This window comes from Streptomyces sp. ML-6, from assembly GCF_030116705.1.
Lineage (GTDB): Bacteria > Actinomycetota > Actinomycetes > Streptomycetales > Streptomycetaceae > Streptomyces.
This window is the reverse complement of the sequence record NZ_JAOTIK010000001.1, coordinates 1,018,864-1,045,647: the sequence shown is the minus strand read 5'-3', so window position 1 is coordinate 1,045,647 and position 26,784 is coordinate 1,018,864. Positions and strand designations below refer to the sequence as shown.

Here is a 26,784-nt window from a genome sequence, read left to right as displayed (position 1 = left end):
CGCCCGGTTGAACGAGTCGGCTGAACCGGCCGACTGAACCACCCGGTTGAACCGACCGACTGAACCACCTGGTTGAACCGGCGGACTGAACGAGTCGGCTGAACCGCCCGGTTGAACCACCCGGCGGGGAATCCCGGCCCCTTTTCCCGCCCGCCCCTACCAAATCCGGCGCACCGGCGACCCCTGCCGGGAACGGGCCACCCGCGAAGCAAACCGCCCTGCAACGCGGGCGGGCCCGACGGCGACCGGGGGCGATCCGGTCACCGTCGGGCGGTTCGGGGAGGGCGTCAGCAGGCCCCGAGGTCCTGCCAGACGCCCCATTCGCCGGTGGAGCCGGGCGTCTCGCCCTTCGTCCACCACCGGGCCTTCCACTGGTGCGAGTCGTGGCTGACCGTCGTGCCGGCGCCGTACTCGGAACCCGCGCTCCAGTCGGGGGCGGTGCATTCGCCGCCGGGGGTCGACGGGTCGGGCGACGGCGTCGTGCCGGTGCCGGGCTCGACCTGGGTGGTGCCGCGCGCCAGGTCGGCGACGAGGGCGTACGACTTCCCGCCGAAGGTCACCGTCCAGTTCGACGGGGTGGAGGTGGGCAGGTAGTACACGAAGTCCACCTGCACCGAGGCGCCGGGCGCCAGGCTCTGCCAGCCGGGCAGCTTCAGCGAGACGCGGTGGTAGTCGCCCTTCAGCCCGCCGATGTTGTTGGCCGCGGTGTGGTCGCTGCGCACGATCGTGGTGCCGAAGCCGGACTGGTCCTTGGCGTTGGCGGGGGCCGAGGTCGCGTAGTCGAACTGGAACTCGGTGCCGCCGGGCAGCGTCGCCTTCGTGTTGTTGGTGATCTTCAGCTTGGGGCTGATCGGGTAGTTGGAGTCACCGAGCGGGAACTGCTCGAAGGACACGTCGATGTCGATCGCCTCGGCGGGCAGGTCGATGGTGGAGCGCTTCGCGCCGTACGGGGCGGCCGACTTGAACTTCTCGTACATCGTCGAGGTGAGCGTGGAGCCCGGCTCGTACTGGCCCTTGGCGGCGTTCCAGCCGTAGTCGCCCGCGAGTTCCCAGATCATGGTGCCGCCGATGCCCTTGTCGACGACGTAGTCCGCCTTCGCGGCGACCGACTGCTCGTCCTCGGTGGACAGGAAGACCTTCTTCTCGGCGTTCCACAGCCAGGGCGCGACCAGCGTCGAGTCGTACTTGCGGGCGTAGGTGCCGGTCAGCTCGGTGTCGGCGGGGAAGCCGTAGTCGGTGACGTAGTCGCCGACGACCCCCTTCTCCAGGTTCTTCGCGTGCCACATGGGGTTGGAACCGGCGGGCGACTCCTTGCCCGCGTCGTCCAGGTCGTGCCAGAGGTTGTCGATGCCGACGGCGCCGTCACCGCACTTGGTCAGCCCCGCGCCGGCCGGGCAGTCGGTGGTGGCGGCCCTGCCCCACAGTCCGTCCGTGCCGCCCTGCACGTTCTTGAACCCGCGGGTGTAGTACGGCAGGCCGATGTTGATCCGGCCGGACGGCATCGAACCGCGGAAGTAGTGGTACGCCCAGTCGGTGTTGAGGTAGCCGGTGCCGCCGTACTGGGAGGTCGAGTAGACGCTCGCCTGGGCGAGTTCGGCGTCCTTGCCGTCGTCGTACAGCGCGGCGTTCGGACCGACGTACTCGTTCCACGCGCCGTGCAGGTCGTACGACATGATGTTGACGTAGTCCAGGTACTTCTGGACCTGGAAGGTCTCCATGCCGCGCAGCAGATAGCCCGACGAGGGGGCGGCCACGCTCAGCAGGTAGTGGGTGCCGTCGATGGCGGACGCGCGGTCGAGCTTCTCGCGCAGGGTCTTCATCAGCGCGGCGTAGCCCTTGACCAGGCCGGCCCGGCGGGCGTTGGACAGGGTCCAGTCCAGCGGGTTGCCCGCGTCCTTCATGGTCGTCGGGTACTCGTAGTCGATGTCGACGCCGCTGAAGCCGTACTTCCTGACGAAGTCGACGGCCGAGTCCGCGAAGGTGTCGATGCCGGCCTGGTTGACCGAGCCGTCGGCGTTGGTCGCCATCGAGTAGAAGCCGCCGGAGTCCACCCGCTCGCCGTCGGCGCCGAAGTAGCCGCCGGTCTCGGCCCAGCCGCCCACCGACACCATGGTCTTCACGTTCGGGTGCTTCTTCTTGAACTTGGTGAGCAGGTTGAAATGGCCCTTGTAGGGGAGTTCGGGGTCCATCTCGGCACCGGCGACACCCGGCCAGGTCATGCCCGTCGAGGCGTTGTCCGGGCCGTCGGCGCCCACGGAGAGCTTGTTGTCGCCGTCGACGTGGGCGAAGGCGTAGTTCAGGTGGGTGACCTTGTCCCAGGGGATGTCGGGGACGAGGTAGGCGGGCTTGCCGTCCTTCCCGGTACGCCAGTTGGTGAAGTACCCGATGACCCGCCGCTGATGGTCGGCGCCCATCTTCTCGCGGCCCTCGGTGTCGTAGACGGAGCAGTAGGGGACCTGTACGCCGGGGGTCTGGTAGAGCCCGTCCGGACGACAGGACTCCTGGTCGGCGGCGGCCGACGGGGTGGCGGCGAGCGAACCCAGCAGCAGCGCGGCGGCGGTGGCGCCGGCCGCGAGCAGGGTGGCTCTCGCACGGGTGGGGGACAGCACGTTCGGTTCCTCTCGGGGAGGTTCGGCGGAAACACAACTGACGAGGGGGGTGGCTCGTGTCGGTGTCCCGGGTGTGCGCACACCGCGGGACGGCTCCTCGGAGGTGACGCAGAGATTAAGAGGACTAGACCAATGAGTCAATAGGTCTGGACCTTTAGGGGGTTGCTGTCCGTTTGCGCCCCGCCGTGCGCCCCCTGTGAGACAGTCCACAGCCACTCACCCGCATGGCTCAGCGGCGGGCGTGGCACACTGATCCTGTACCAGTAGCAGCGCACTCCGGGGTCGGTGAAATTCCGAGCCGGCGGTTAAAGTCCGCGACCCGTCCGCATCCAGCGGCCGGTTGACCAGGTGAAATTCCTGGACCGACGGTTAAAGTCCGGATGGGAGGCAGTGCGCGGCGGGCCGTTTCACGGGTACGCCGCCGTCGGCGGATGGTTTCGGGCGACCGATCCGTCCGTTCTTCCGGCATTCGGCGTTCCCCTGTCGCGTTCCCGCTCTTCTGTCGTCATCGACAGCCCCGGAGTCCGTGCCCGAAGAGGCAGGAGGACCCGGTGGACACCGCAGCCGACATCACCGCCATGCGCCGAGCGATCGAGCTCGCCGCCCGCGGCCTCGGCTCCACCAGCCCCAACCCCGTCGTCGGCTGTGTCGTCCTCGACGCCGCGGGCCACCTGGCGGGCGAGGGCTTCCACCAGCGGGCCGGCGGCCCGCACGCCGAGATCCACGCCCTGCGCGCCGCGGGCGACCGGGCCCGCGGCGGCACCGCCTACGTCACCCTCGAACCCTGCAACCACACCGGCCGCACCGGCCCCTGCGCCCAGGCGCTGGCCGAGGCCGGCGTCGCCCGGGTCGTCTACGCGGTCGGCGACCCGAACCCGCAGGCCACCGGCGGTGCGGACACCCTGCGCGCGGCCGGGGTCGAGGTCGAAGGGGGGCTCCTCGCCGCCGAGGCCGAAGCGGGCAACGCCGCCTGGCTGACCTCGGTGCGGCTCGGCCGCCCGTACGTCCTGTGGAAGTACGCGGCGAGCCTCGACGGCCGGATCGCGGCCGCCGACGCCACCAGCCGCTGGATCACCTCCGCCGATTCCCGCGCCGACGTCCACCGGCTGCGCGCCGAGGCCGACGCCGTCGTGGTCGGCTCCGGCACCGCCCGCACCGACGACCCGCAGCTCGGAGTCCGGGGCGTCGACGGCGCCGTGCAGCCCCTGCGGGTGGTCGTGGACACCACCGCCACCGCCGTACGCCCCGGCGCCCGCGTCCTCGACGACGGCGCGCCCACCCTGATCGCCGTCGCCGACGACGCCGACGCCCGCCACCTCCCCGAAGGGGCCGTCCTGCGGCTGCCGCGCGCCGCCACCGGCCCCGGCCTCGACATCCCCGCCCTGCTCGACGCCCTGCACGGGCGCGGCATCCGCTCCGTACTCCTCGAAGGCGGCCCGACCCTGGCCGGGGCCTTCGTCGCCGCGGGAACGGTCGACAAGGTCGTCGGCTACCTCGCCCCCGTGCTCCTCGGCGCCGGGCCCACGGCCCTCGCCGACGCCGGAATCTCCACCCTCGCAGAGGCGTTGCGCCTCGATGTGACCGAGACCGTCCGCATCGGCCCCGATCTGCGCATCACCGCCGTCCCCGGCACCGACCGGAAGGAAAACTGAGTTGTTCACCGGAATTGTCGAAGAACTGGGTGAGGTCACCGCCGTCGAGAAGCTCGACGACGCCTCCCGCTTCCGCCTGCGCGGCCCCGTGGTCACCGAGGGCGCCAAGCACGGCGACTCCATCGCCGTCAACGGCGTCTGCCTCACCGTCGTCGACCTCGGCGACGGCGAGTTCACCGCCGACGTGATGGCCGAGACCCTGAACCGGTCCAGCCTCGGCGCCCTGGACACGGGCTCCCGGGTCAACCTGGAGCGCCCCATGGCGGTCGGCGGCCGGCTCGGCGGACACATCGTCCAGGGCCACGTCGACGGCACCGGCCGCATCGTCGAGCGCCGGATCTCCGAGAACTGGGAGATCGTGAAGGTCTCCCTCCCCGCGCACCTGAGCCGCTACGTGGTCGAGAAGGGATCGATCACCGTCGACGGCGTCAGCCTCACCGTGGTGGACGCCGGACCCGACTACTTCACCATCAGCCTCATCCCCACCACCCTCGCCCTGACCACGCTCGGCATCAAGGAGCCCGGCGACCCGGTCAACCTGGAGGTGGACGTCATCGCGAAGTACGTCGAGCGGCTGCTCGGCCACACCGCGCAGGAGCCCGAGGAGCCGGTGCGGTGACCGCCCTGAACTGGCTGAACTCGGAGGCGTTCACCGTCCTCGGGCAGCACATCATCTGGTCCGACATGATCGGCAACACCATCGGTCTGCTCGCCCTGACCCTGGGCTGGCTCCGCTCGGTCTGGACCTGGCCCGCCCAGCTCCTGTCCGGCGTCGTCCTCGTCGCGGCCAACGCCTCCGTGCAGCAGGCGGGCAGCGTCGGCAAGCAGGTCGTCGTCATCGCCGTGGCCGTCTGGGGCTGGCAGCAGTGGACCCGGGGCAGGCAGCAGGCCCAGGACGGCTCCATCGCCGTACGGTTCGCCACCTGGCGCGAGCGCGGCTACCTGCTGGGCGGCGCCGTGCTCGGCACCCTCGCGGTCGGCGGCCTGTTCACCGCGTTCCCCTCGCTGTCCTGGAGCCCGTGGGCGGACGCGTACATCTTCGCGGGCACCCTCGTCGCGATGCTCGCCCAGGCCCGCGGCATGGTCGAGTTCTGGTTCGCCTGGCTGCTGGTCGACCTGGTCGGCGTACCGCTGAACTTCCACAGCGGCCTCGCCTTCTCCGGCCTCATCTACGTCGTGTACGGCGCCCTCGTCCTGTGGGGCATGCGCGACTGGTGGCTGCGTTCGCGTACACCCGCTCTGGAAGGAGCCACGGCATGACTGCCCAGCCCACCTGGCTGCACCCGGACCGCGGGAGGGAGCTGGAGGACCTCTCGCTCGACCCCGTCGAACAGGCGATCCGTGACATCGCCGCCGGCCGGCCCGTCGTGGTCGTCGACGACGAGGACCGGGAGAACGAGGGCGACCTCGTCATCGCCGCCGAGAAGGCCACCCCCGAGATCGTCGCGTTCATGATGAGCGAGTGCCGCGGCCTGATCTGTGCCCCCATGGAGAACGACGAGCTGGAACGGCTCGAGCTCCCGCAGATGGTCGGCCACAACACCGAGTCGATGCGGACCGCGTTCACCGTCTCCGTCGACGCCTCGGCGGCACACGGCGTGACCACCGGCATCTCCGCCGCCGACCGGGCCACCACCCTCCGGCTGCTGGCGGGCGGCGAGGCCGGACCCGCCGACTTCGTACGGCCCGGCCACGTCTTCCCGCTCCGCGCCCGCTCCGGCGGCGTACTGGTGCGCAACGGCCACACCGAGGCCGCCGTCGACCTCGCCCGGCTCGCCGGACTGCGGCCCGCCGGCGCCATCGTCGAGATCGCCGGCGAGGACGGCGTGATGCTGCGACTGCCGCAGCTGATCCCGTTCGCCCGCAAGCACGGCCTCACGATCATCTCCATCGAGGACCTGATCGCCTACCGCCGCAGTTCGGAACCGACCGTGCGCCGCGAGGCCGAGGTGCGGCTGCCGACCGGCTTCGGCCCGTTCACCGCCTACGGCTACCGCTCCGCGACCGACGGCGTCGAGCACGTCGCACTCGTCCACGGCGACCTCGGCGACGGCGACGACATCCTGGTCCGGGTCCACTCCGAGTGCCTGACCGGCGACATCTTCCAGTCCCAGCGCTGCGACTGCGGCCCCCAGCTGCACGCCTCCATGCGCCGGATCACCGAGGAGGGCCGCGGCGTCGTCGTCTACCTGCGCGGCCACGAGGGCCGGGGCATCGGCCTGCTGTCCAAACTGCGCGCCTACGAACTCCAGGAACGCGGCAGCGACACCCTCGACGCCAACCTGGAACTCGGCCTGCCCGCCGACGCCCGCGACTACGCGGCCGGCGCCCAGATCCTCAAGGACCTCGGCGTCCGCAGCCTCCGGCTGATGACCAACAACCCCGACAAGACGGCCGCGATCCTGCGACACGGACTGGCCGTCACCGGCCGCGAGCCGATGCCCGTCCAGGCGGGCGAGCACAATCTGCGCTACCTGCGCACCAAGCGCGACCGCATGGGGCACGACCTGCCCTGGCTCGACACCGCCACGGTGTCGACCTGCGGCAACCAGTGACGATCACGGAAACGAACGAAGGAGAGACATGAGCGGCAAGGGCGCACCCGAACTGTCCGTACGCAACTGCGGTGACCTGCGCGTGGCGGTCGTCGCCGCGCAGTGGCACGAGAAGGTCATGGACGGACTCGTCGACGGCGCGCTGCGCGCCCTGCACGAGCTCGGCATCGACGAGCCGACCCTGCTCCGGGTCCCCGGCAGTTTCGAGCTCCCGGTCGTCGCCAAGGTCCTCGCGGGCCGCGGCTACGACGCGGTCGTCGCCCTCGGCGTCATCATCCGCGGCGGCACCCCCCACTTCGAGTACGTATCCCAGGGCGTCACCAACGGCCTCACCCAGGTCGCCGTCGACACCGGGGTGCCCGTCGGCTTCGGGGTGCTCACCTGCGACACCGAGGAGCAGGCGCTCGACCGGGCCGGCCTCGAGGGCTCCCACGAGGACAAGGGCCACGAAGCGGTCACCGCGGCCGTCGCCACCGCCGCCACGCTGCGCACCGTCAGCGAGCCCTGGCGCTGAGCGGGGCGCGCCGACCCCGTAGGCTAAGAACCATCATGGCGAACAAAACCTTCGAAGAGCTCTTCGCCGAGCTGCAGCTCAAGGCCGCCAACGGCGACCCCTCCACCTCCCGCACCGCCGAACTGGTGGGCAAGGGCGTCCATGCCATCGGCAAGAAGGTCGTCGAGGAGGCCGCCGAAGTCTGGATGGCCGCCGAGCACGAGAGCAAGGACGCCGCCGCCGAGGAAATCTCCCAGCTTCTGTACCACGTCCAGGTGATGATGGTCGCCCGCGGGATCTCGCTCGACGACGTCTACGCCCACCTCTGAGCAGAACCCCGCACCACCCGCCCCTTCCGCATCCCGCACCCCTCCCCGCAAAGGAAGCCGACCTCATGCTGCGCATCGCCGTCCCCAACAAGGGTTCACTCTCCGGGCCTGCGATGGCGATGCTCCATGAGGCCGGGTACCAGCAGCGCAAGGAGTCCAAGGAACTCGTCCTCGTCGACCCCGAGAACGAGGTCGAGTTCTTCTACCTGCGCCCCCGCGACATCGCGATCTACGTCAGCTCCGGCCGCCTCGACATCGGCATCACCGGCCGCGACCTGCTGCTCGACTCCGGGGCCGACGCCGAGGAGATCCTCCAGCTCGGCTTCGCCCGCTCCACCTTCCGCTACGCCACCAGGCCCGGCACGGCCCAGGGCCCGCAGGACTTCGACGGCAAGACGATCGCCACCTCCTACGAGGGCATCGTCGCCAAGCACCTCGCCGACGCCGGCATCAACGCCTCCGTCGTCCACCTCGACGGCGCGGTCGAGACCGCCATCGAACTCGGTGTCGCCCAGGTCATCGCCGATGTCGTGGAGACCGGCACCAGCCTGCGCAACGCCGGCCTCGAAGTCGTCGGCGAGCCGATCATGAGGTCGGAGGCCGTCGTCATCCGCCGGGCCGGCGCCCCGGAGGACGACCCCAAGGTCCAGCAGTTCCTCCGCCGCCTCCAGGGCGTCCTGGTCGCCCGCTCCTACGTGATGATGGACTACGACTGCCGCGTCGAGCACCTCGAGCGCGCGGTCGCCCTCACCCCGGGCCTGGAGTCGCCGACCATCTCCCCGCTGCACCACGAGGGCTGGGTCGCCGTCCGTTCCATGGTCGCCGCCCGGGAGGCACAGCGGATCATGGACGACCTGTACGACCTCGGCGCCCGCGCCATCCTCACCACCGCCATCCACGCCTGCCGCCTCTGACGGCCCGGCGTCCCCGGAAGACAGCCGAACAGCCCCCGGAAGACGGAAGAACATCATGTCCGCCCCTGCGCCCCGGCCCGAACTCCCCACCCTCCCGGTCACGTTCCGGCCGACCCTGACCCGGGTGGTCCTGCTGACCGTGGGGGCGGTGATGTTCCTCGTGATCACCGCCGTCGCCCTGACACTGGAACGGCTGAGCGGGGGCGAACGGATCAGCTTCGTCTTCACCGCGCTGCTGTTCCTCGGCGTGCTCGCCCTGCTCAGCCGCCCGAAGGTGGTCGCGGACGAGGACGGGGTGACGGTGGTCAACCTCACCCGGACGCGCCGGCTGTCCTGGGCGGAGATCCTCCGCGTCAACCTGCGCGCCGGCGACCCCTGGGTCTTCCTCGACCTCAGCGACGGGACGAGCATGCCCGCCCTCGGCATCCAGCCGGGCATCGCCAAACAGCAGGCCATCCGGGACGCCCGCGCGCTGCGGGCCCTCGCCGAGAGCCGCGGCACCGGCAAGGACATCGGCTGAGCCCCCTGCCCCGCGCGGGCTCTTCTTGATTACTCTGGAGGACGGCGGCGCCCCTGTGCGCCCCCGCCCCGCACCGGAAGGTCCTCAGGACCGGCGGGGCTTTCCTTCGACCCGAGGAGTGACTCCTTCCAGCAATGGACGGATCGTCCGGTAGTACCTGCGCCGCCCCCTCCCCGGAGGCGGCGGCATGACCACCCCCTTGCTGCTGCTGAGCGCGGCATTCCTTCTCATCCTCGCCAACGGATTCTTCGTGGCGGCCGAGTTCGGCCTCGTCACCGTGGAGCGGCCGGACGCCGAGCGCGCCGCCGCCGAGGGCGACCGGCGGGCCCGTACCGTCGTCGAAGCCCTGCGCGAACTCTCCTTCCAGCTCTCCGGCACCCAGCTGGGCATCACCATCACCTCACTGGTCGTCGGCATGCTCGCCGAACCGGCACTCGCCCAGTTGCTGGACGGCCCCCTCACCGCGACCGGACTGCCCGACGGTGCCGTCCCCGGCATCAGCGTGGTCATCGGGATGCTGGTGGCCTCCGCCGTCCAGATGGTGATCGGCGAACTCGTGCCCAAGAACTGGGCGGTCTCCCGGCCGCTCCAGGTCGCCCGGTTCGTCGCCGGCCCCCAGCACCGTTTCTCCGCCGTGTTCCGGCCGGTGATCAGCCTGCTGAACACCGTGGCCAACCGGCTGGTGCGGCTGCTGGGCGTGGAACCCACCGAGGAACTGGCCTCCGCCCGCACCCCCGGTGAGCTGGTCTCCCTGGCCCGGCACTCGGCCGAGGCCGGCACTCTCGAACAGGACACCGCGGACCTCTTCGTACGGACCCTGTCGCTCGCCGGGCTCACCGCCCAGCACGTCATGACCCCCCGGGTGAAGGTCAGCGCCCTGCAGTCCTCGGCGACCGCGGCGGACGTCCTCAACCTCACCCGCGCCACCGGCCTCTCCCGCTTCCCGGTCTACCGGGAGCGCATCGACGAGGTCGTCGGCATGGTCCACCTCAAGGACGCGCTCGCCGTGCCCGCCGCCGACCGGCTGCGCACCCCGGCGGGCCGGATCGCCGTGCTGCCGCTGCTGGTCCCCGAGACCCTCCCCGTCGAGCAGCTGCTCCAGCGGCTGCGCAACGAGCAGCCGATCGCCGTCGTGGTCGACGAGTACGGCGGCACCGCCGGCGTCGTCACCCTGGAGGACATCATCGAGGAACTCGTCGGAGAGGTCCGCGACGAGCACGACGCCGAGGGCGCCGACCGGCCCGAACTGGTCCCCGCCGCCCCCGAGGAAGGCCGCCCGGCCTGGGACGTCGAGGGCAGCTGCCGCGTCCTGAGCCTGCGCCGGATAGGGCTCGACGTCCCCGACGGCCCGTACGAGACCGTGGCCGGGCTCGTCGCCGATCTGCTGGGCCGCATCCCGGCCCCCGGCGACCGGGCCGAACTGCCCGGCTGGCGGCTCTCCGTCCGCCAGGTCGGCCACTACCGCGCCGAGCGGGTCCGCTTCGTGCGCACCACGGCCGCCCCGGTCACCGTCCCCGTCACCGGGGCACCGGTGACCCACGAGGTCCTGGAGGCCGTGCGATGAGCGTGGTCCAGTTGCTCCTCGCGGGGTTCCTCGTGCTGGCGAACGGCTTCTTCGTCGGTGCGGAGTTCGCCCTCGTGTCCGTACGGCGCAGCCAGGTCGAACCCCTCGCGGCGGCCGGGTCGGGCCGTGCCCACAAGGTGCTGTACGGCCTGGAGAACCTGCCGCAGATGATGGCCGCCGCCCAGTTCGGCATCACCGTCTGCTCGCTGACCCTCGGCGCCGTCGCCGAACCGACCGTCGCCCGTCTGCTGGAGCCGGTCTTCCACGCGGTCCACCTGCCCGAGGGGCTCATCCACCCGCTCGGCTACGTCCTGGCGCTCGCCCTCGTGATCTTCCTCCACCTCGTCATCGGCGAGATGGTCCCGAAGAACCTCGCGATGGCGGCGCCGGAGCGGACCGCGCTCTGGCTCAGCCCCGGCCTGGTGGGCTTCGCCCGCCTGTGCCGGCCGGTCACCTCCGCGCTGGGCGCCTGCGCCCGGCTGGTGCTCCGGCTGTTCGGCGTGGAGCCCAAGGACGAGGTGGAGGCCGTCTTCACCAGCGAGCAGCTCAACCGCCTCGTCGAGGACTCCGGCCAGGCCGGGCTGCTGGAGCCGGAGGCCCAGGAGCGGCTGGAGGACGCGCTGGAACTGGGCAGCAGACCCGTCACCGACGTGCTGCTCAAGCGGGCCTCCCTGGTGACGGTGGACCCGTCCGTCACCCCGCGCCGGATCGAGGAGCTGACCGTGCGCACCGGCTACTCGCGCTTCCCGGTGTGCGCGGAGGGCGGCGGCCCCTTCATGGGCTATCTGCACGTCAAGGACGTCCTGGACCTGGAGGACGGCGAACGGGCCGTCCCCCAGCAGGTGTGGCGCCCGATGGCGACGGTGCGGGCCGAACTGCCCCTGGACGACGCCCTGACCGTGATGCGCAGGGCGGCCACCCACCTGGCCCAGGTCGCCGACGGGTCGGGCCGGATCCTCGGCCTGGTCGCCATGGAGGACGTCCTGGAGATGCTCGTCGGCGAGGTGCGCGACCCGGCCCACCGGGTCTCGGTGCCCCGCCGGACGGCGGGGACGACGTCCGGCACCGGCGAACTCGCCACGTCGGCCCGCTAGGAGTTCCCGGAGCAGGGACAGCAGGAGCCGCCGCCCTCACGGGGCCGGCGGCTCCTGTTGTCCCCGGTCCACCGGCCCCCGGCCGGACAGCACCTCGCCGTACGCCTGCATCAGGTCCGGCAGCCGCAGCGTGGCCAGGTCGTCCCGGCTCGGCACGGCGGTGTACCCGGAGAGCCGCAGGTCCCGGTAGGCGCAGCTCTTCTCGTACAGGGTGCGCAGGAACCGTCCGTTGCCCAGCTCGTCGATCCAGCCCTGCTCGACGACGTGGCCGCTGATGGAACGCAGCTCGTCGAGCGACTCCTCGTCCCACACGTCGCCGTTCTCCGCCGCCAGCACCTCGCCGATCGAGGTGAGCTCCGGCGGCCGGTAGCTCGGGAAGTCCACCCGGGTGGTGAAGCGCGAGGAGAGCCCGGGGTTGGTGGCCAGCAGCCGGTCCATGCCCTCCGGATAGCCGGCGAGGATGACGACCAGGTGGTCCCGGTTGTCCTCCGCCCGCTTGAGGAGGACCTGGAGGGCCTCGTCGCCGTACGCGTCGCCCTTGCTGTAGCCGCTGTTGGAGAGGCTGTACGCCTCGTCCACGAAGAGCACCCCACCGAGCGCCGAGTCGATCAGCTCATTGGCCTTGACCGCGGTCTGGCCGAGGAACTCGCCCACCATATCGGCCCGTTGGGCCTCGACCAGATGGTCGCCGCCGAGCAGCCCCAGCGCGTAGAAGACCCGGCCCAGGATGCGCGCCACCGTGGTCTTGCCGGTGCCGGAAGGACCCGAGAAGACGAAGTGGCGCTTCGGCGGCTGGACGGGAAGCCCCTGCCCGGCCCGCAGCCGCGCCATGTTCAGCTGCGCGGACAACGCCTTGACCTGGCGCTTGACCGGCTCCAGGCCCACCATCCGCTCCAGCTCGGCCAGCGCCTCGGCGAGCAGCACCGGATCGCTGGGCCCCGCCGGGAAGGGCGACGGCGACCGGCCGGGCACCGCGCTCTTGCGCCGCGCCCCGTCGGGCGGCGGCACCCCGAGGCCCGTGAGCCCCGACGGCTCGCCGCCGGGCCGCAGCTCCCGGCCGTCCAGCAGATCGGCGCCGGGCGGCGGATCGGCGTCCGGCGGGGCCTCCGACCCGGGGCCGTCCGTCCCCGACACGGTGCTGTCCGTGCCCACCAGGGACACGGCGGCCAGACCGGAGACCTCCTCGGCCCCCTCGAGACCGTCGTAGTCCGCGATCGCGGCCAGCCGCGCCGAGGTGTCCATGAACGCCGGGTCGACCCGGTGCACCGCCCGGTAGAGCGGCAGGGCGGCGGCGCTGCGGCCGGTGCCCTCGTACGCGCGGGCCAGCCAGTAGCGCAGCTCCTTGCGCTGGGGCTGCTCGCTGCGGCAGCGCATCAGGGCGGTGGCGAGCAGCGGCTCGGCCTGCCCGTACATCTCCAGCCGCACCCGGGCCATTCCGCCGAACAGCCCCGCCTCGATGCCGAGCAGCGGATCGTCCGTCAGCTGATCGGTGTTGCGGACGAGCTGTTCCCAGTCCTTGACCAGGTACGAGCGGCAGGCGTGCAGGAAGCGCACCTGCGGGTCGGTGTCCACCGGCGGCAGGCCCGCGAGCGCCCGGTCCAGCTCGGGGACGTGGCGGCCGTCCAGCCAGTGCGAGGCGTGCGCGAGCAGCAGGTCGCGCGGGCTCTCCAGTACCGGTTGCACCCACCAGCCCAGCCAGTACCAGGAGTTGAGCGTGCGCCGGTGCCGGGTGCGCTGCTCGCCGAAGCGCTCGCGGTGGCGGTGCATGCGCAGCAGCGCCGTCGTCGTGTCGACCCGCAGCGCGTGGAGGCCGAGCCAGCCGTCCGCCATGCCCGGGTCGAGGCGTACCGCGGTTCTGAATTCCTCCTCGGCCTGCGGATAGGCGCCCATGGTGTAGGCGTCCACGCCGCGCAGCCAGGCGAGGTCGGCCGGGGCCTGAGCGCCCTGCGTGCCGATGTCCATCTGGCCCCCCACAAACCGTGCCCCCGGGATGTCCCGCCGCCCGACCGGCTCGCCGGGGCGCGCCGAATCGATGTGCCACGGACGGGAATTGACCGCACCGAGAGGCATCGTACCTGCGCAGGGAGTGCGCGATTAAGGGCGCAGCAGGCGGAAGGAAGCCCGTGACCCAGGGTGATCGGAACGGGTCGGTCCGGGGCGGGGGAGAGGTGCGGGAGCAGAACGAAGCCCCCGATCACGGGGGAACAACCGGGGGCTTCGTGTCCATGGGGGCTTCGAAAAGCCGCACATTGAGAACGTAAGACCTGTACCGCCCTCGGGTCAAGCGGAGTTGGGGTACTTCCGGGGGGTTTTCTCACCATTCGATACGAGGATGCGGTGCACTCACCCTAAGTGACGGAATGGTTCGCTCCTGCTGCTGTTCGAGGTCCCTCCAGCAACTCGTATCCCACGGGCAACTGCCGTACCAGGGTGTCCGCGTGAGGACGTGAAGGATCGGCCGAGAAGTGCTCCGTCTCGGCCGCCGTCCACTCGTCCCAGAAGTCCGAGAGCGCCGGGCCGTCCCGGTGGCGGCCGCGCCGCCAGGACGCCGCGGCGTCGAGGTCCATCCACAGGAGCCGCGCCAGATGCGGCCGCAGCGCCCGCCGCCCGGCCCCGACCCCCTCGACGACGACCACCGGCGCCGGCTCCAGGACGCGCGGCGTCCCGAACCGCCGCGCGGTCCAGTCGTACGGCGCGTAGCGCGCGCATTCGCCGCGCTCCAGCGGCCCGGTCACCTGTTCCCGCATCCGGTCCGTCCAGGTGAAGAAGGAGTCGTGGGCGGCCAGGTCGTCCAGGTGCAGGACGGGGGCGTCGCCGAGCGCGGCGGCCAGTCGGGCGGCGAAGGTGCTCTTCCCCGACCCCGCGTGGCCGTCGACGGCGACCAGCCGCACCGGGCCGCAGGACGGCGCCAGGGCGGGCAGCCGCGTGGCGAGGAGCGAGAGGGCGTTCATGCGCACCAGCCTACGAGCCGTTCCGGAACAGGCGCAGGTCACGCCAGTGGACCAGACCAATATTGCTTTGCCGACGCCGGTCGAATCACTGGCCGAATCCGGCCGCGACCCGAGATAGTTGGCGCACTGTCGTGCATCCGCAGCCCCATTCCGCCTACGACTACGACCACGACCGGGGGTCTCGCCCATGAACAGACCGACCTCACGCAGGACCGTGCTGACCGCCGCGCTCGCGGTGGCGGCCACCGCCGGCTCGGTGTCGTCCGCCGCCGCGCGCTCCACGACCCCGTCCCGTACCTCCTCGGCGGCCTCCACCGTGGACAACCACTTCTGGCACACCTGCGCCGACTGGCGCGCCGGCCGCGGCGCCGGGACGCGCGTCGTGTCCGGCCTCCGGCCCGGTCTGGTGATCGGCAGGGCCGAGGGAAGCACCGACTACACCGACCCGCACACCGGCACGACCGCCTCCTGGGAGTACGCCACCTGGACCTCCCCGGTCCACCGGTCCGCCGTCCCGGCGACCGAGGTGATCGCCTCCTGGAACGCCGAGACCCCGGCGGGCACCTGGATCCAGGTCGAACTGCAGGGCCACTACTCGGACGCCACGCGGACCCCCTGGTACGTGATGGGCCGCTGGGCCGCGGGCGACGGGGACATCCGCCGCACGTCCGTCGACGACCAGACCGACGGCAAGAGCTCCGTCTGGACCGACACCCTCTCGGTGGACGACGCGACGAGCGGGCTGCGGCTGACCGCGTACCGGCTGCGCCTCACCCTCCACCGCACGCCGGGCAGCCGCCTCACCCCCGTCGTCCGGCGGCTCGGGGCGATGGCCTCCGACGTCCCGGACCGCTTCACCGTGCCGGCCAGCACCCCCGGCCTGGTCCGGGAGCTGCTGGTGCCGCGCTACTCGCAGAACGTCCACGCGGGCGAGTACCCCGAGTACGACAACGGCGGCGAGGCCTGGTGCAGCCCCACCTCGTCCCAGATGATCATCGAGTACTGGGGGCGCAGGCCCACCGCCGAGGACCTCGCCTGGGTCAGGCCGGAACTGGCCGACCCGCAGGTCTGCCACGCCGCCCGGTTCACCTACGACTACCAGTACGAGGGCTGCGGCAACTGGCCGTTCAACGCCGCGTACGCCGCGACGTACGACGACATGCGCGCGGCGGTGACCCGGCTGACCTCGCTCACGGACGTGGAGACGCTGATCCGCGCGGGCATCCCGGTCATCACGTCCCAGTCCTTCCTCAAGGAGGAACTGACCGGGGCGGGGTACGGCACGTCCGGCCACCTGATGACCGTGATCGGCTTCACCGCGGACGGCGACGTGATCGCCAACGACCCGGCCTCGCCGGACAACGAGGCCGTGCGCCGGGTCTACCGGCGCCGGGAATGGGAGAACATCTGGCTCCGCACCAAGCGCTACGACGCGAACGGCAAGGTCAGAAGCGGTACGGGCGGGGTCTGCTACGTCTACTGGCCCGCCCGGCCGACACCGGCCCAGCGCCGCGTCCTGAGGTCGTTCGACCTGGTGTGAGCCCGTGAGGCGCCGAGGTCGCCCCGCCCACCCGACGGCAGCGCTCCCGGCCGTTCCGGGCGGGCGATTCGGCGGCTCGGCGCCGAGTTCCTCGTCAAGGGACGGGCCGGAGACGGCCCCGAACGAGGGAGGGGGCGAGTCGTGCCGGGGGCTTGATCGGGGGGGAATCTGGCGATCGGCTCACGGGTGGTGATCAAGGGATGCCACAGTTGGATCATGCACAGTGACGATTCCGGCAGGACGAAGTCCGTCACCGACCTGGCACGGGAGCGGTGGGGAGTCACGCTGGGCGGAGAGTTCCCGGCGCGGTTCGCCGAGCCGGGGTGGAGCCATGAGGAGACCGTCGACCGCCGCTGCCCCGCGTGCGACGGCGAACTGCACGCCCTGCGCAGGCCGTACGAGTCCCAGGGCCGCACGTACCGGTACACGGCGCTCGTCTGCCCCGCCTGTCCCACCGCCTTCACCCTGGCGGATCTCGGCGTGAAACGGTACGACCAGCTGATCGAGGCCGTGCCCCACCAGGCCGGGCGGACCACCCGGCCCCGCCCGGCGTCCGTGCCGCCCGGGCCCTGCCCGGACGGGCCGGGGCTCACCGTGACGGCGATCGTCAGGGTGCCGGCCCAGCCGCGTCCGGGGACGCATGCGGACCGCGGTCCGGGGTGGCCGGAGGATCTGGCCGTGCCCGACGGGACCGAGCAGCGCGCCTTGGCGTGGTACAAGGTCGCCGATCCCGAGTGGCGCCCGGCCGACGCGACGCTCACGGCGGCCGAGGACGTGCGGGTGATCCTTCCCGACGGCCCGGAGTACGAGGCGCTGCGAACCTGGTTGAAGGAGCGGGACATTCCCTGCCGCGTCAGCCGGTACTGGGAGGAGGGCGGGGAGGTCGGCACGGTCAACGACACCGGCGGCCGTACGGACCTGGTCACGGTCGGCCCGGACGGTGCGGCACCCGCCGCCGGGCCCTGGGCGGTGGCGGCCCGGGACGCCTTCGCCGCCCAGTGGGACGCGCTGGAGGAACTGCCGGACGGCGACGGCGACGCGTACGTGCCCGTGGACGAGCTGGTGCCGGCCGAGTGGGCCGGGCTGCTGCCGCACCCGTCGTTCAACCCGGTGCAGGCCGCCGCCGTTCCGGTGGTGCTGGAGGAGACCGGGCACCTGGTCGTGGTGGCGCCGACGGGGGCGGGAAAGACCCCCATCGGGATGGTGGCGGCGCTGGAGGCGCATGCGCGCGGACGCAAGGCGGCCTGGCTGGTGCCGCAGCGCTCGCTCACCGACGAACTCGACCGCGAGCTCCAGCTGTGGCGCAGCCGCGGGCTGCGGGTGGTGCGACTGACCGGTGAGGCCGCGGTGGACACGGAGCTGATCCGGTCGGCCGACGTGTGGGTGGCCACCACCGAGAAGTTCGAGGCGATCTGCCGTGCGGGCTCGCTGCGGGAGGCACTCGCGGAGGTCGGCTGCCTGGTCGTCGACGAGATCCACCTGCTCGGCGACCCGACACGCGGCGCCGTCCTGGAGGCGCTGCTCGCCCGCGTACGGGAGGACGGCGGGGCCACCCGGATCGTCGGCCTGTCCGCGACGGTCGCCAACGCGGACGAGGTCGCCCGGTGGCTGGGCGCCCGCCTGGTCCGTACCACCTGGCGGCCCACGCGGCTCACCTGGCAACTGCCCCTGCTGCCCCTGGCCGACGAGGCGGACTGGGCGAAGCGGGCCGCCGTCCGCACGGAGGCCGCCGTGCGCATCGCCCGGCAGGTCACCGGGGACGGCGGCAGCGTCCTCGTCTTCTGCGGCAGCAAGCGCGGGGTGCGGTCCACGGCGCTCGCACTGGCCGCCGACCGGGGCGTGCCCACCGCCGGCGTGGACGCCGACGACGCCGAAGAGGTGGAGCGCCTGTGCACCAAGGCCGGTGTACGGCTGCACTACCGGGACTGGCCGTACAAGCGGGAGGCCGAGCAGGCCTTCCGCGCCCGCGAGGCGGAGATCCTGGTCGCCACCTCCACGGTCGCGGCCGGCGTCAACCTCCCCGCCCGCGCGGTGGTCGTCCGCGACACCACCCTGGGCCTGGACCGCGTCGAGGTGTCGATGGTCCAGCAGATGTTCGGCCGCGCCGGACGCATCGGCGCCGGAGAGCGCGAGGGCTGGGCGTTCCTGCTCACCGACCCGGCCGAACGGGCCCACTGGCAGGCCCGGCTGGCCGCCGGCTACACCGTACGCTCACGGCTCGACGAGCACCTGGCCGACCACCTCCTCGCCGAGGCCGTGCAGGAGCGGCTGTCCACCCTCGACGAGGCGGAGCGCTGGTGGGCCGGAACATTCGCCGCGTACCAGGGACACGACAGCGTCGAACCGCTGCACGAGGCGGCGCAGTTCCTCGGCAAGGTGGGCTGTCTGCGACCTGCTGCCGACGAGGGCCGCCTGGAGCCCAGTCCGCTGGGCAAGCTGACCAGCCGTTTCATGGTGGATGCCGTGATCGCCGACGAGGTGGCGACGGCACTGCGGCAGGCCCCGGTGCCTGAAGAACCGCTCGCCGCCGAGCAGTTGCTCGCGACCCTGCTGAGCACCTGCCTTCCCGTGCTCGAACAGGCGCCGTTCACCGAGCGGGCGAAGACGGCGCTTCGCCGGGTCCTGCGTGAGACCGAGGGCGCGGACGGCGAGCCGGAAGACCCCTGGGGACTGGGCTCGACGGAGGAATTGGCGCCGGGCGACGACGAGCAGCGGCCACAGGCCGGAGACCTGGCCCGCGCGGTCCTGCTGCTCGCGGCGACCCGCCCGCACCTCTTCCGCGGCCGGCCCGCCTACGTCCTCGGCATCCCCATGGCCTCCATGACCGGCATCCTGGAGGAGGCCCAGCGCTATCTGGCCTGGCTCGGCGCGCAGGGCCCCCTCGGCACCGTCCACCCCTGGGTCGCCGTCGTCGCCGGCGACCTCGCACTGCGCATCCGATGGCGCACCCTGGGCCCCCACCGAGGAGCCGGACGCCTGCTCTGGATGTGCGAGCGCATGGCCACGGCCCCGCTCGCGCCCGACCTCGTCCCCCGGATGTGGCACGCGGCCCGGGCCCGTGACATCGAGGCGCCCGACTGGAACGGCACGACCCCGCCGGGCGACTGCGCCCTCCCCCCGGACCGCTACCGCGCCCTCCTCGCGGAGCGCGCCACCGGCGTCCGCCTCACCCTCCAGAACGACACGGTCCGGGCATGGGCCCCGCCCGGAGCGGTGATCCGCCTGTGGAACGGTGCGACCACCGTGCTGCACCTCGCCGACGGCGAGGAGACCGCCCTGCTCCTGCCGCCCGCCGACCCGGCCGACCCGTCGGCGGGGCGCTGCGGCGCCGCCGCTTTCACCCGCGCCGACCGGCTGGCGGCAGGCTGGCTCGGAGCGTACGCGGCGATGCGCGCCTGACCGGGGCAGCCACAGGGCCACAAGTGGACCACGCAAACGGTGGGTGAGGCGGGCGGTCATGTCGTTCATGTCGGCCCCTCACCCGCCTTCACATCGAGCGGCTGCTCTCGTCGCCCGGCCCACTCGGACCGATCGCCGGTTCCGTTCGGAGGTTCGCCGGACAGGACGGCACTCTTGGCCCGGGATGCGCAATGGGCGGGGGCGGGACAGGTGCGAGTGCCGGTGCCATGGTTCCTCCACTGGTGCGGACTTGAGCACGGAAAGACAGCCTGTCCGGAAACCTGTGCAGACCGTCTTCCGTCAAATTCGCTGATCCGAAGCGTTGAGGAAGTCGCCGTGTTCACCCTCACGAAGGAGTTCCCCTTCTCCGCGAGCCACGTGCTCGACGAACTGCCGGGTCGGCATCCCTGCGCCCGCATGCACGGTCACAACTACATCCTCGTCCTCGAACTCCCGGCCCAGGACCACGAGCTGACCCCTCCGGGGTTCGTGCGGGACTACCGCGATCTCGATGTGTTCAAGAAGTGGATGGACGACACCCTCGATCACCGGCACCTCAATGAGGCGATGGGGGATCACCCCCTCTGCCGAGAATCTCGCGAAACGGATCTTCGGAAAGTGGCGTGACGAGCTGCCCGAACTCACCGCGGTCAAGGTGTCCGAGACACCGAAGACATGGGCGATCCACCGACCGTAGCGGAGAGACGAGGCCGGGCGCGCCCCGCCAGTCGTGGGGCCGCACCATGCCGGTGGCCCGCCGGTCCAGGGGTCGGTGCCGGCGGTCACCCACCGGGCCGAAGCGGCCGGCGGTCGCAATGTCAGTGGCGGGCAGCAGGGTTTGCACGCCGTACGCCACGGGGCGAAGCTGAAACCGGTGGGGCAGTGGGAGCAGGTGCGTCATGGGCAAGAAGAACGAGGCAGTGGTTCGGACGTTGCTCGATCGACATGGCCGGACCTACGCCGCGCAGGCAGGCATCAGGCTGCGGAACACCCCTGCGCCGCTGTACCAGCTCCTGGTCCTCTCGTTGCTGCTGTCCGCCCGGATCCGGGCGGACACCGCCGTGGCGGCGGCCCGCGCGTTGTTCGCCGCCGGGATGCGCGATGCCCGACGCATGGCGGAGGCCACCTGGCAGCAGCGCGTCGACGCGCTCGGCGAGGGCGGCTACCGCCGCTACGACGAGCGGACCTCCACCCAACTCGGCGACGGAGCAGAGCTGTTGCTGGGGCGCTACCAGGGTGACCTGCGCCGCCTGCGCGAGGGCACGGACCCCGAGAAGCTGCTGCGGGAGTTCCCCGGCATCGGTCCCACCGGGGTGAACATCTTCCTGCGGGAGGTCCAGGGGCTGTGGCCGGAGTTCTCCCCCTACCTGGACCGCAAGGCCCTGGACGGGGCGGAGCGGCTCGGGCTGTCCACGTCTCCCGGGACACTGGCCTCCCTCGTGGAAGCCGCCGATCTGCCACGACTGGCCGCAGGACTGGTCCGAGCGGCCCTCGACGAACGGGTGGCCGAGGAGGTGCGTTCCGCGGCTTCGGCCTGAACGCATGTCGGGTACGGGGGTGGTGCGTTACGCGGACGGCGCGTTGCACGGACGGTGCGTTGCGCGGACGTGGGAGCCGAACCGGTGGCCGCCATCGCCCTCACCGGGGACGAGCGGCGGCACTTCTGGCCCACTCCTGTGCGAGAGGAGTCATGGACGATGCCCGGCAAGGCCGAGAACTCACTGGAGAAGTACCGTTCCAAACGGCATACCGGCCGGACGCCCGAGCCGATGGGCGGCAGCCCGCGCAGAGCGGGCAGGCGGCACTTCGTCGTGCAGAAGCATGCCGCGTCCTCCCTGCACTACGACTTCCGGCTCGAGGCGGGTGGCGTGCTGAAGTCCTGGGCCGTACCGAAGGGGCTCTCCACCAACCCGCGCGAGAAGCGCCTGGCCGTGCGCACCGAGGACCACCCCGTGGGCTACCTGGACTTCGAAGGCGTCATCCCGGAGGGCGAGTACGGCGCCGGGCCGGTCATCGTCTGGGACACGGGGACGTACCGGAACCTGACCGAGCGCGACGGCAAGAAGGTTCCCCTGACCAAGGGGGTGGACGAAGGGCACATCAAGGTGTGGCTGGAGGGGGAGAAGCTCCACGGCGGCTACGCGCTGACGCGTACGGGGCAGCGAGGGCAGGAGCGGTGGATCCTGGTGAAGGTTTCCGATGCGGGGGCTGATGCCCGTCGCAATCCTGTGAGTTCCCAGCCGGCGTCGGTGCGGTCCGGCCGCACGGTGGAGGATGTCGCTGAGGACGCCTGACACCTGATGGCCGGTCAATCGCTTGCAGCTGGTCTCCGGCCTTCACGTACGGTGACCGACCGGCCGACTGGGCGGACCGGCACGGGGGAGCCACTCCCGAGTCGCTGCCAGGGCCGAGGGGGATCAGCATGGAAGAAACAGGTGATTTTGCGATCAGGCGCGGAGGCGAAGCGCGATGACGCTACCCATACGGCACCGGCACGGCAGCCTGATGGAGCGTGGATTCCCCTGGCGGGAGCCGATGGCGTCCGACATGGAGGAACTGTTCGAGCGGATGAGCGAGTACCTGGGTTCCAGTGCGGCCAGGTCGCCCCTGGCCGGGGCAATGGCCTGGGCTCCCCTGGCGGACCTGCACGAGACCGACGAGTCATACGTGGTCGAATGCGAGGTGCCGGGCATCCGCCGCGAGGACATCGACGTCGAGATGTCCGAGAACGAGCTGTGCATCTCGGGAGAGATGAAGGAATGCGGGCGTGAGGGCGTGATCCGCCACCGCGGACGCCCCACCGGGCGGTTCGAGTACCGGGCGACCCTGCCCACCAACGTGAAGGCCGACGAGGTCCGTGCGAACCTCAGCGAGGGCGTCCTGACCGTCACCATCCCGAAGGCGCAGGGGACCAGGCCTCGGCACATCGAGATCGAAGGCTGACCACACGACTGCGTCACCCCGCCCGCCGGGACCGGCCGTCCCGGGCCCGGACCCCGGCGACGGCGGGGGCCGACCTGCCCCACACGGCCCACACCGGCCTTGCCGTCCTCCCGGCCGCCGGGCTGCGGCGCGCTGCACGACAGGAAGGGCCCGAGGCCAATGATCGCAGCCGGCTGGCAGGACGGTCTGTCCGAACAAGCACGCACAGCACTGCGCGCCGCCGCCCAGCCGCGCACCGTACGGCCCATGCTCGCGACCCTGACCAAGGACTACTTCTCCGATCCCGGATGGCTCTTCGAGCGCAAGCTGGACGGAGAGCGGTGCCTGGGATTCCGTGACGGCGACGGGGCACGATTGGCCTCCCGCAGCGGAGAGGACCTCACGGACACCTACCCCGAGGTCGCAGGGGCCCTCGCCGGTCAAGGCTGCGACGACTTCGTCGTCGACGGCGAGATGGTCGCCTTCACCGGCACCCGCACCAGTTTCGCCCGACTGCAACAGCGCATGGGCATCCACGATGCCGACAAGGCCCGGCGCAGCGCGGTCGCGGTCACCTACTACGCCTTCGACCTGCTGCATCTGGACGGCCACGATCTCACCTCCCTGCCACTGCGCACCCGCAAGGCGCTGCTGCGTCACACCCTCGCCTTCCGTGCCCCACTGCGGTTCACGAACCACCGCAACGCCACCGGGGAGGCGTATCTGCGCCAGGCCTGCGGGTGGGGCTGGGAAGGACTGGTCGCCAAGCGGGCGGACAGCCGGTACGTGCCGAGGCGGTCGGCGGACTGGCTGAAGTTCAAGTGCGGGCAGGGGCAGGAGCTGGTGATCGGTGGCTTCACCGAACCGGCGGGCAGCCGTACCGGCTTCGGCGCACTGCTCGTCGGATACTACGAGGGCGACCGGCTTCGCTACGCGGGCAAGGTCGGCACCGGATACGACCGCAGGACCCTGGCCGGGCTGCGTGAGCGCCTGGACGCGCTGGAGTGCGAGCGGCAGCCGTTCACCGGTGGCACGGTCCGCGAACGCGGCGTGCACTGGGTGCGGCCCGAGCTCGTCGCCGAGATCGTCTTCACCGAGTGGACCGATGACGGCAAGCTGCGCCATCCCCGGTACGTCGGCCTGCGCACCGACAAGCCCGCCGAGCAGGTGGTGCGCGAGCGGCCGAAGGCAAAGCAGTGAGGAAGGAGAAGCGGTGAGTACGAAGGACAGCATGCGCGTCGGGGGCCGTACCGTCGCGATAACGAATCCGGACAAGGAACTCTTCCCCGACGACGGCATCACCAAGGCCGAACTCATCGACTTCTACCGCACCGTCTCCCGCCCCATGCTGCCCCATCTGCGCGGACGACCCCTGGCCATGGAACGTCACCCGGACGGGTACGGCGGGAAGTCGTTCTTCCACAAGGACGTCCCCGACTACTTCCCGGACTGGATCCACCGCCAAGAGGTCGCCAAGGAGGACGGGACCCTCTCCATGGTCGTGTGCGACGACGCCGCCACTCTGGCCTACCTCGCCAACCAGGCATGCATCACTCCGCATCCATGGCTCAGCCGCATCGACGACCTCGACTGTCCGGACCGGCTCGTCTTCGACCTGGATCCGCCGGGTGACGGATTCGAGATCGTGCGCTGGACCGCCAGGAAGCTCGGGCATCTCCTCACCGAAGAACTGGGGCTCCGGCCCGCCGTGATGACGACGGGCTCGCGGGGCCTGCACCTCGTCCTGCTCCTGGACCGGCACACCGACTTCGACACCACCCGCGCCTTCGCCCGCCAGGTGGCCGCACTTCTCGCCGGCCGGTACCCGGACAGGCTGACGACCGAGGCGCGCAAGAACAAGCGCCGCGGCCGGCTGTACCTGGACATCCAGCGCAACGCCTACGCCCAGACCTCGGTGGCCCCCTACGCGGTCCGGGCCCGCCCCCACGCCCCCGTGGCCACCCCGCTCGACTGGGACGAACTCGACGACCAACGGATCGGCCCGCAGCACTGGACCCTGCGCACCCTCCCGGACCGGCTGGCCGACCACGGCGACCCCTGGAAGGGGCTGAGCCGCTGCAGACGCTCCCTGGGTCCGGCCCGGCGCCGGCTCGACGCTCTCGTCCGGGAAGACACCTCATGAGGACGTGAGTTCTTCGGTGCGGAGGCACGGAGGGCGGGCACGGGGCCGGCCAGGTATGCGCCGATCCGGCATCACCGTCGTCGGTGAGGACTCTGTAGGAGTGATTCCGGCGGAACGGTCGCTCGCGGTCCGCGCGCTGCCGGAGGATCGGCCCGGTCCTTCGCTAACGTCCGGGGCGCCGCGCCTGCCCGGGCGAGTGAACGTGCAGGCGCCCCACCTCATCGATTCCGACAGCAAGGACTGATCACCATGGCCGTGTGCGAGGTGTGTCACAACGACTACGAGCTGGCGTTCGAGGTGCGAGCCGCAGGAGGGGCGGTCCACGTCTTCGACAGCATCGAGTGCGCCGCCCAGAAGATCGCCCCGATCTGCGTCAACTGCCAGTGCCGCATCCTCGGCCACGGCATGCAGGCCGACGGACAGTTCTTCTGCTGCGCACACTGCGCGCGTGAGAAAGGTCTGTCCCGGTCCCAGCTCGTGGATCACGCCTGAACCCCTCGGCCCGGCCGCCGGACCGCGGCCGGGAGCGGACCACCGCCCAGGAACGCCGGGATGGCATCTGGCGCCTGGCACCGGGCGTCCTCGGCGGCGCGGCCGACGGGGGTGAGGCCGCCCTCGGGCCGGGGGTTCCCCGTTCCACCCGCTCACCTGCCGGACGTGACCTCAGTCGAAATAGGATTCGAGCCCCCCGCGCCGCCGGACATCGAGCGTTGCGCAGTGGAACGAGCCGCCGAACGGTGCGTAATGCAGCAGGTCGCACGGGATCGGTTCGAATCCCCAGCCTTCGAGCGCGCGCAGCATGCCGGTGTGGTGCCGCTCCGCGATCACCCGCTTCTCGTCGATCATGAGAACGTTCATGCTGAGCCACTTGCCGCACATCGAGGTGAGCCTCAGCAGCCGCTCGTCGATCGGGTCGGGCTCGGGGGCGATCAGGATGTCCCAGGACCGCAGGACGTCGGGCAGCCGGTCGGTGTCGACATACTCGGGATTGACCAGCACCTTCCCGGGCGCGAGCGGGAGGAACGTCGTGTCGATGTGCATGGGTGCGCGGCAGCGGCTCTCGATCTCGTGGATGCGGTACGCGGGCCCGAGATGGCGGCGCAGCCATTGGATCCCCATGCCGTTGGTGACGTTGCTCCGGGTCACGAACAGGTCGTGCCCCGCGCGCACGAAGTCCGCCGCATCGAATACCGGTTCGAACTCGGTGAGGAGGTAGCGCATGGGTTCGCCGGTACCGGGGGTGCGGAAGCCTTCCTTGAACAGGTCGCCGGTGAGCTGCGGCCTGGGTGCCGCCGTCCAGCGCGCGCCGCGACGGAAGTAGTCCTTGAGGAGGGAACGGTACGTGTGGGTCTCGAAGTGCCGGCACGGCCAGGCCATCGGGGTCTCGATGATCTCGTCGCCGATCACGAGCATGCTGTCGCGGGGACAGGTGTTGCCGAAGCCGCGCGACGACCAGTCGGGGGTTCGGAACCGCCGCCGGTGGTCGGTCGCGTCCGGACGTCTGACCGTGATGCCGAGGGACTCCAGGAGGGCGACGAACTGATCGAGCTCCTGCTGTGCCCGCTCGGTCAGTACGCGCGGATACCGAAACCCTCCGACCCGCCGGTGCAACCGCGCCGCCCAGGGCGGGAGGTTGCAGGACACGACGGGGTGGTCGGAGGGAATCGTCACGCCGTCGAGGCGTCCGACGATGACTTCCTCCAGCGGGTCCCACTCGTTGTGCGAGTTCACGGGCGAGACAAGAGGCTCCGCGGTGGCGGCAGCCGTGTCCGTCGGCAGCCGCATGACGCGTGCTCCGTACTGCCCGGCACCGCCGTCCGACCGCGGAGCCTCTGCGCTCCCCATTGCTTGACCGCCTTCGATGACATGGTTCGGTAACCGGAGCTGAACAATACGTCACGTACTTGAATGATTCGGGTTTTCAGGGCAAACCGCCACCCGGCCGTGAAGCAGCGGAAGAGCGGCGCCGGTCCGGCGGGATGCGGGTGCTGTCGACGGTCGGCGACCGCCCTCGCTCTTGCCCTCACCCGGCTCGGTGAGGGCCTCGTGCGGGCCCGATGCGCTGGTGTTGTCCTGGATCAGGAAAGGTGGTCCCGGAT

22 protein-coding genes, 1 pseudogene and 1 riboswitch are annotated in these 26,784 nt (G+C 71.4%); of the genes and pseudogenes, 19 read left to right on the top strand and 4 right to left on the bottom strand.

Annotated elements, in window-relative coordinates:
- Window positions 1-287 precede the first annotated feature (287 nt).
- Window positions 288-2,609, bottom strand: a complete 2,322-nt coding sequence (locus OCT49_RS04535) for a chitinase C-terminal domain-containing protein (protein ID WP_283850607.1) — start codon at window positions 2,607-2,609, stop codon at window positions 288-290.
- Between the two features lie 267 nt (window positions 2,610-2,876).
- Window positions 2,877-3,007: riboswitch (FMN riboswitch) on the top strand.
- Between the two features lie 153 nt (window positions 3,008-3,160).
- Between OCT49_RS04535 and ribD the strand changes: the two genes are divergently transcribed.
- The 10 genes from ribD (at window position 3,161) to OCT49_RS04485 (ending at window position 11,730) form a co-directional block, all read left to right on the top strand.
- Window positions 3,161-4,261: a bifunctional diaminohydroxyphosphoribosylaminopyrimidine deaminase/5-amino-6-(5-phosphoribosylamino)uracil reductase RibD gene (ribD, locus tag OCT49_RS04530; RefSeq protein WP_283850606.1), complete on the top strand. Its 1,101-nt coding sequence runs from the start codon at window positions 3,161-3,163 to the stop codon at window positions 4,259-4,261.
- Window position 4,262: 1 nt separating this feature from the next.
- Entirely contained in the window at window positions 4,263-4,880 is a 618-nt protein-coding gene (locus tag OCT49_RS04525; RefSeq protein ID WP_283850605.1) for a riboflavin synthase, read from the top strand.
- Window positions 4,877-5,521, top strand: coding sequence for a nicotinamide mononucleotide transporter family protein (locus OCT49_RS04520; RefSeq protein ID WP_283850604.1), 645 nt, complete (start codon window positions 4,877-4,879; stop codon window positions 5,519-5,521). The genes OCT49_RS04525 and OCT49_RS04520 overlap by 4 nt, the downstream gene beginning before the upstream one ends.
- Window positions 5,518-6,816 (top strand): bifunctional 3,4-dihydroxy-2-butanone-4-phosphate synthase/GTP cyclohydrolase II, encoded by a 1,299-nt coding sequence (locus OCT49_RS04515; protein ID WP_283850603.1) that lies wholly within the window; start codon window positions 5,518-5,520, stop codon window positions 6,814-6,816. Before OCT49_RS04520 ends, OCT49_RS04515 begins: the two co-directional genes overlap by 4 nt.
- Window positions 6,817-6,844: 28 nt before the next feature.
- Window positions 6,845-7,330 carry a 6,7-dimethyl-8-ribityllumazine synthase gene (gene ribH, locus OCT49_RS04510; protein ID WP_283850602.1) on the top strand — a complete coding sequence of 162 codons (486 nt, stop codon included), beginning with the start codon at window positions 6,845-6,847 and terminating at the stop codon, window positions 7,328-7,330.
- A 35-nt stretch (window positions 7,331-7,365) separates the two neighbouring features.
- Window positions 7,366-7,638: a phosphoribosyl-ATP diphosphatase gene (locus tag OCT49_RS04505; protein WP_148833253.1), complete on the top strand. Its 273-nt coding sequence runs from the start codon at window positions 7,366-7,368 to the stop codon at window positions 7,636-7,638.
- A gap of 65 nt (window positions 7,639-7,703) precedes the next feature.
- The gene (hisG, locus tag OCT49_RS04500; RefSeq protein WP_283850601.1) at window positions 7,704-8,552 is read left to right on the top strand and encodes an ATP phosphoribosyltransferase; all 849 of its coding nucleotides are present in this window, start codon (window positions 7,704-7,706) and stop codon (window positions 8,550-8,552) included.
- A gap of 55 nt (window positions 8,553-8,607) precedes the next feature.
- Window positions 8,608-9,072, top strand: a complete 465-nt coding sequence (locus OCT49_RS04495) for a PH domain-containing protein (RefSeq protein ID WP_283850600.1) — start codon at window positions 8,608-8,610, stop codon at window positions 9,070-9,072.
- 187 nt (window positions 9,073-9,259) lie between these two features.
- Window positions 9,260-10,636, top strand: a complete 1,377-nt coding sequence (locus tag OCT49_RS04490; protein ID WP_283850599.1) for a hemolysin family protein — start codon at window positions 9,260-9,262, stop codon at window positions 10,634-10,636.
- Window positions 10,633-11,730, top strand: coding sequence for a hemolysin family protein (locus OCT49_RS04485; RefSeq protein ID WP_283850598.1), 1,098 nt, complete (start codon window positions 10,633-10,635; stop codon window positions 11,728-11,730). The genes OCT49_RS04490 and OCT49_RS04485 overlap by 4 nt, the downstream gene beginning before the upstream one ends.
- Window positions 11,731-11,766: 36 nt before the next feature.
- Here OCT49_RS04485 and OCT49_RS04480 read toward each other — a convergent pair whose 3' ends face one another.
- Both OCT49_RS04480 and OCT49_RS04475 read right to left on the bottom strand, forming a co-directional pair.
- On the bottom strand, window positions 11,767-13,692 hold the full coding sequence (locus OCT49_RS04480) for an AAA family ATPase (protein ID WP_283850597.1): 1,926 nt from the start codon (window positions 13,690-13,692) through the stop codon (window positions 11,767-11,769).
- 386 nt (window positions 13,693-14,078) lie between these two features.
- Window positions 14,079-14,681, bottom strand: coding sequence for a nucleoside/nucleotide kinase family protein (locus OCT49_RS04475; protein WP_283850596.1), 603 nt, complete (start codon window positions 14,679-14,681; stop codon window positions 14,079-14,081).
- Window positions 14,682-14,868: 187 nt separating this feature from the next.
- On the opposite strand from OCT49_RS04475, the gene OCT49_RS04470 reads away from it, so the two are divergent.
- The 9 genes and pseudogenes from OCT49_RS04470 to OCT49_RS04430 all read left to right on the top strand — a co-directional run bounded on the left by OCT49_RS04470 (window position 14,869) and on the right by OCT49_RS04430 (window position 25,177).
- Window positions 14,869-16,221 carry a C39 family peptidase gene (locus tag OCT49_RS04470; RefSeq protein WP_283850595.1) on the top strand — a complete coding sequence of 451 codons (1,353 nt, stop codon included), beginning with the start codon at window positions 14,869-14,871 and terminating at the stop codon, window positions 16,219-16,221.
- A 216-nt stretch (window positions 16,222-16,437) separates the two neighbouring features.
- Window positions 16,438-19,620 carry a DEAD/DEAH box helicase gene (locus OCT49_RS04465; protein ID WP_283850594.1) on the top strand — a complete coding sequence of 1,061 codons (3,183 nt, stop codon included), beginning with the start codon at window positions 16,438-16,440 and terminating at the stop codon, window positions 19,618-19,620.
- A 336-nt stretch (window positions 19,621-19,956) separates the two neighbouring features.
- A pseudogene (locus OCT49_RS04460) lies at window positions 19,957-20,317 on the top strand (6-pyruvoyl trahydropterin synthase family protein).
- Window positions 20,318-20,519: 202 nt separating this feature from the next.
- A complete protein-coding gene (locus OCT49_RS04455) occupies window positions 20,520-21,158 on the top strand; it encodes an endonuclease (protein WP_283850593.1) in 639 nt (212 codons plus the stop codon).
- A gap of 69 nt (window positions 21,159-21,227) precedes the next feature.
- Entirely contained in the window at window positions 21,228-21,914 is a 687-nt protein-coding gene (locus tag OCT49_RS04450) for a DNA polymerase ligase N-terminal domain-containing protein (protein WP_283850592.1), read from the top strand.
- 175 nt (window positions 21,915-22,089) lie between these two features.
- Window positions 22,090-22,563 carry an Hsp20/alpha crystallin family protein gene (locus OCT49_RS04445; protein ID WP_283850591.1) on the top strand — a complete coding sequence of 158 codons (474 nt, stop codon included), beginning with the start codon at window positions 22,090-22,092 and terminating at the stop codon, window positions 22,561-22,563.
- Window positions 22,564-22,722: 159 nt separating this feature from the next.
- On the top strand, window positions 22,723-23,742 hold the full coding sequence (ligD, locus tag OCT49_RS04440; protein WP_283850590.1) for a non-homologous end-joining DNA ligase: 1,020 nt from the start codon (window positions 22,723-22,725) through the stop codon (window positions 23,740-23,742).
- A 31-nt stretch (window positions 23,743-23,773) separates the two neighbouring features.
- Window positions 23,774-24,685 (top strand): non-homologous end-joining DNA ligase, encoded by a 912-nt coding sequence (gene ligD / locus OCT49_RS04435; protein ID WP_283855665.1) that lies wholly within the window; start codon window positions 23,774-23,776, stop codon window positions 24,683-24,685.
- A gap of 249 nt (window positions 24,686-24,934) precedes the next feature.
- Window positions 24,935-25,177: a metallothionein gene (locus tag OCT49_RS04430; protein ID WP_283850589.1), complete on the top strand. Its 243-nt coding sequence runs from the start codon at window positions 24,935-24,937 to the stop codon at window positions 25,175-25,177.
- Between the two features lie 171 nt (window positions 25,178-25,348).
- Here the strand turns inward: OCT49_RS04430 and OCT49_RS04425 are convergent, their stop codons facing one another.
- The gene (locus OCT49_RS04425; protein WP_283850588.1) at window positions 25,349-26,470 is read right to left on the bottom strand and encodes an amidinotransferase; all 1,122 of its coding nucleotides are present in this window, start codon (window positions 26,468-26,470) and stop codon (window positions 25,349-25,351) included.
- Window positions 26,471-26,784: the final 314 nt, after the last annotated feature.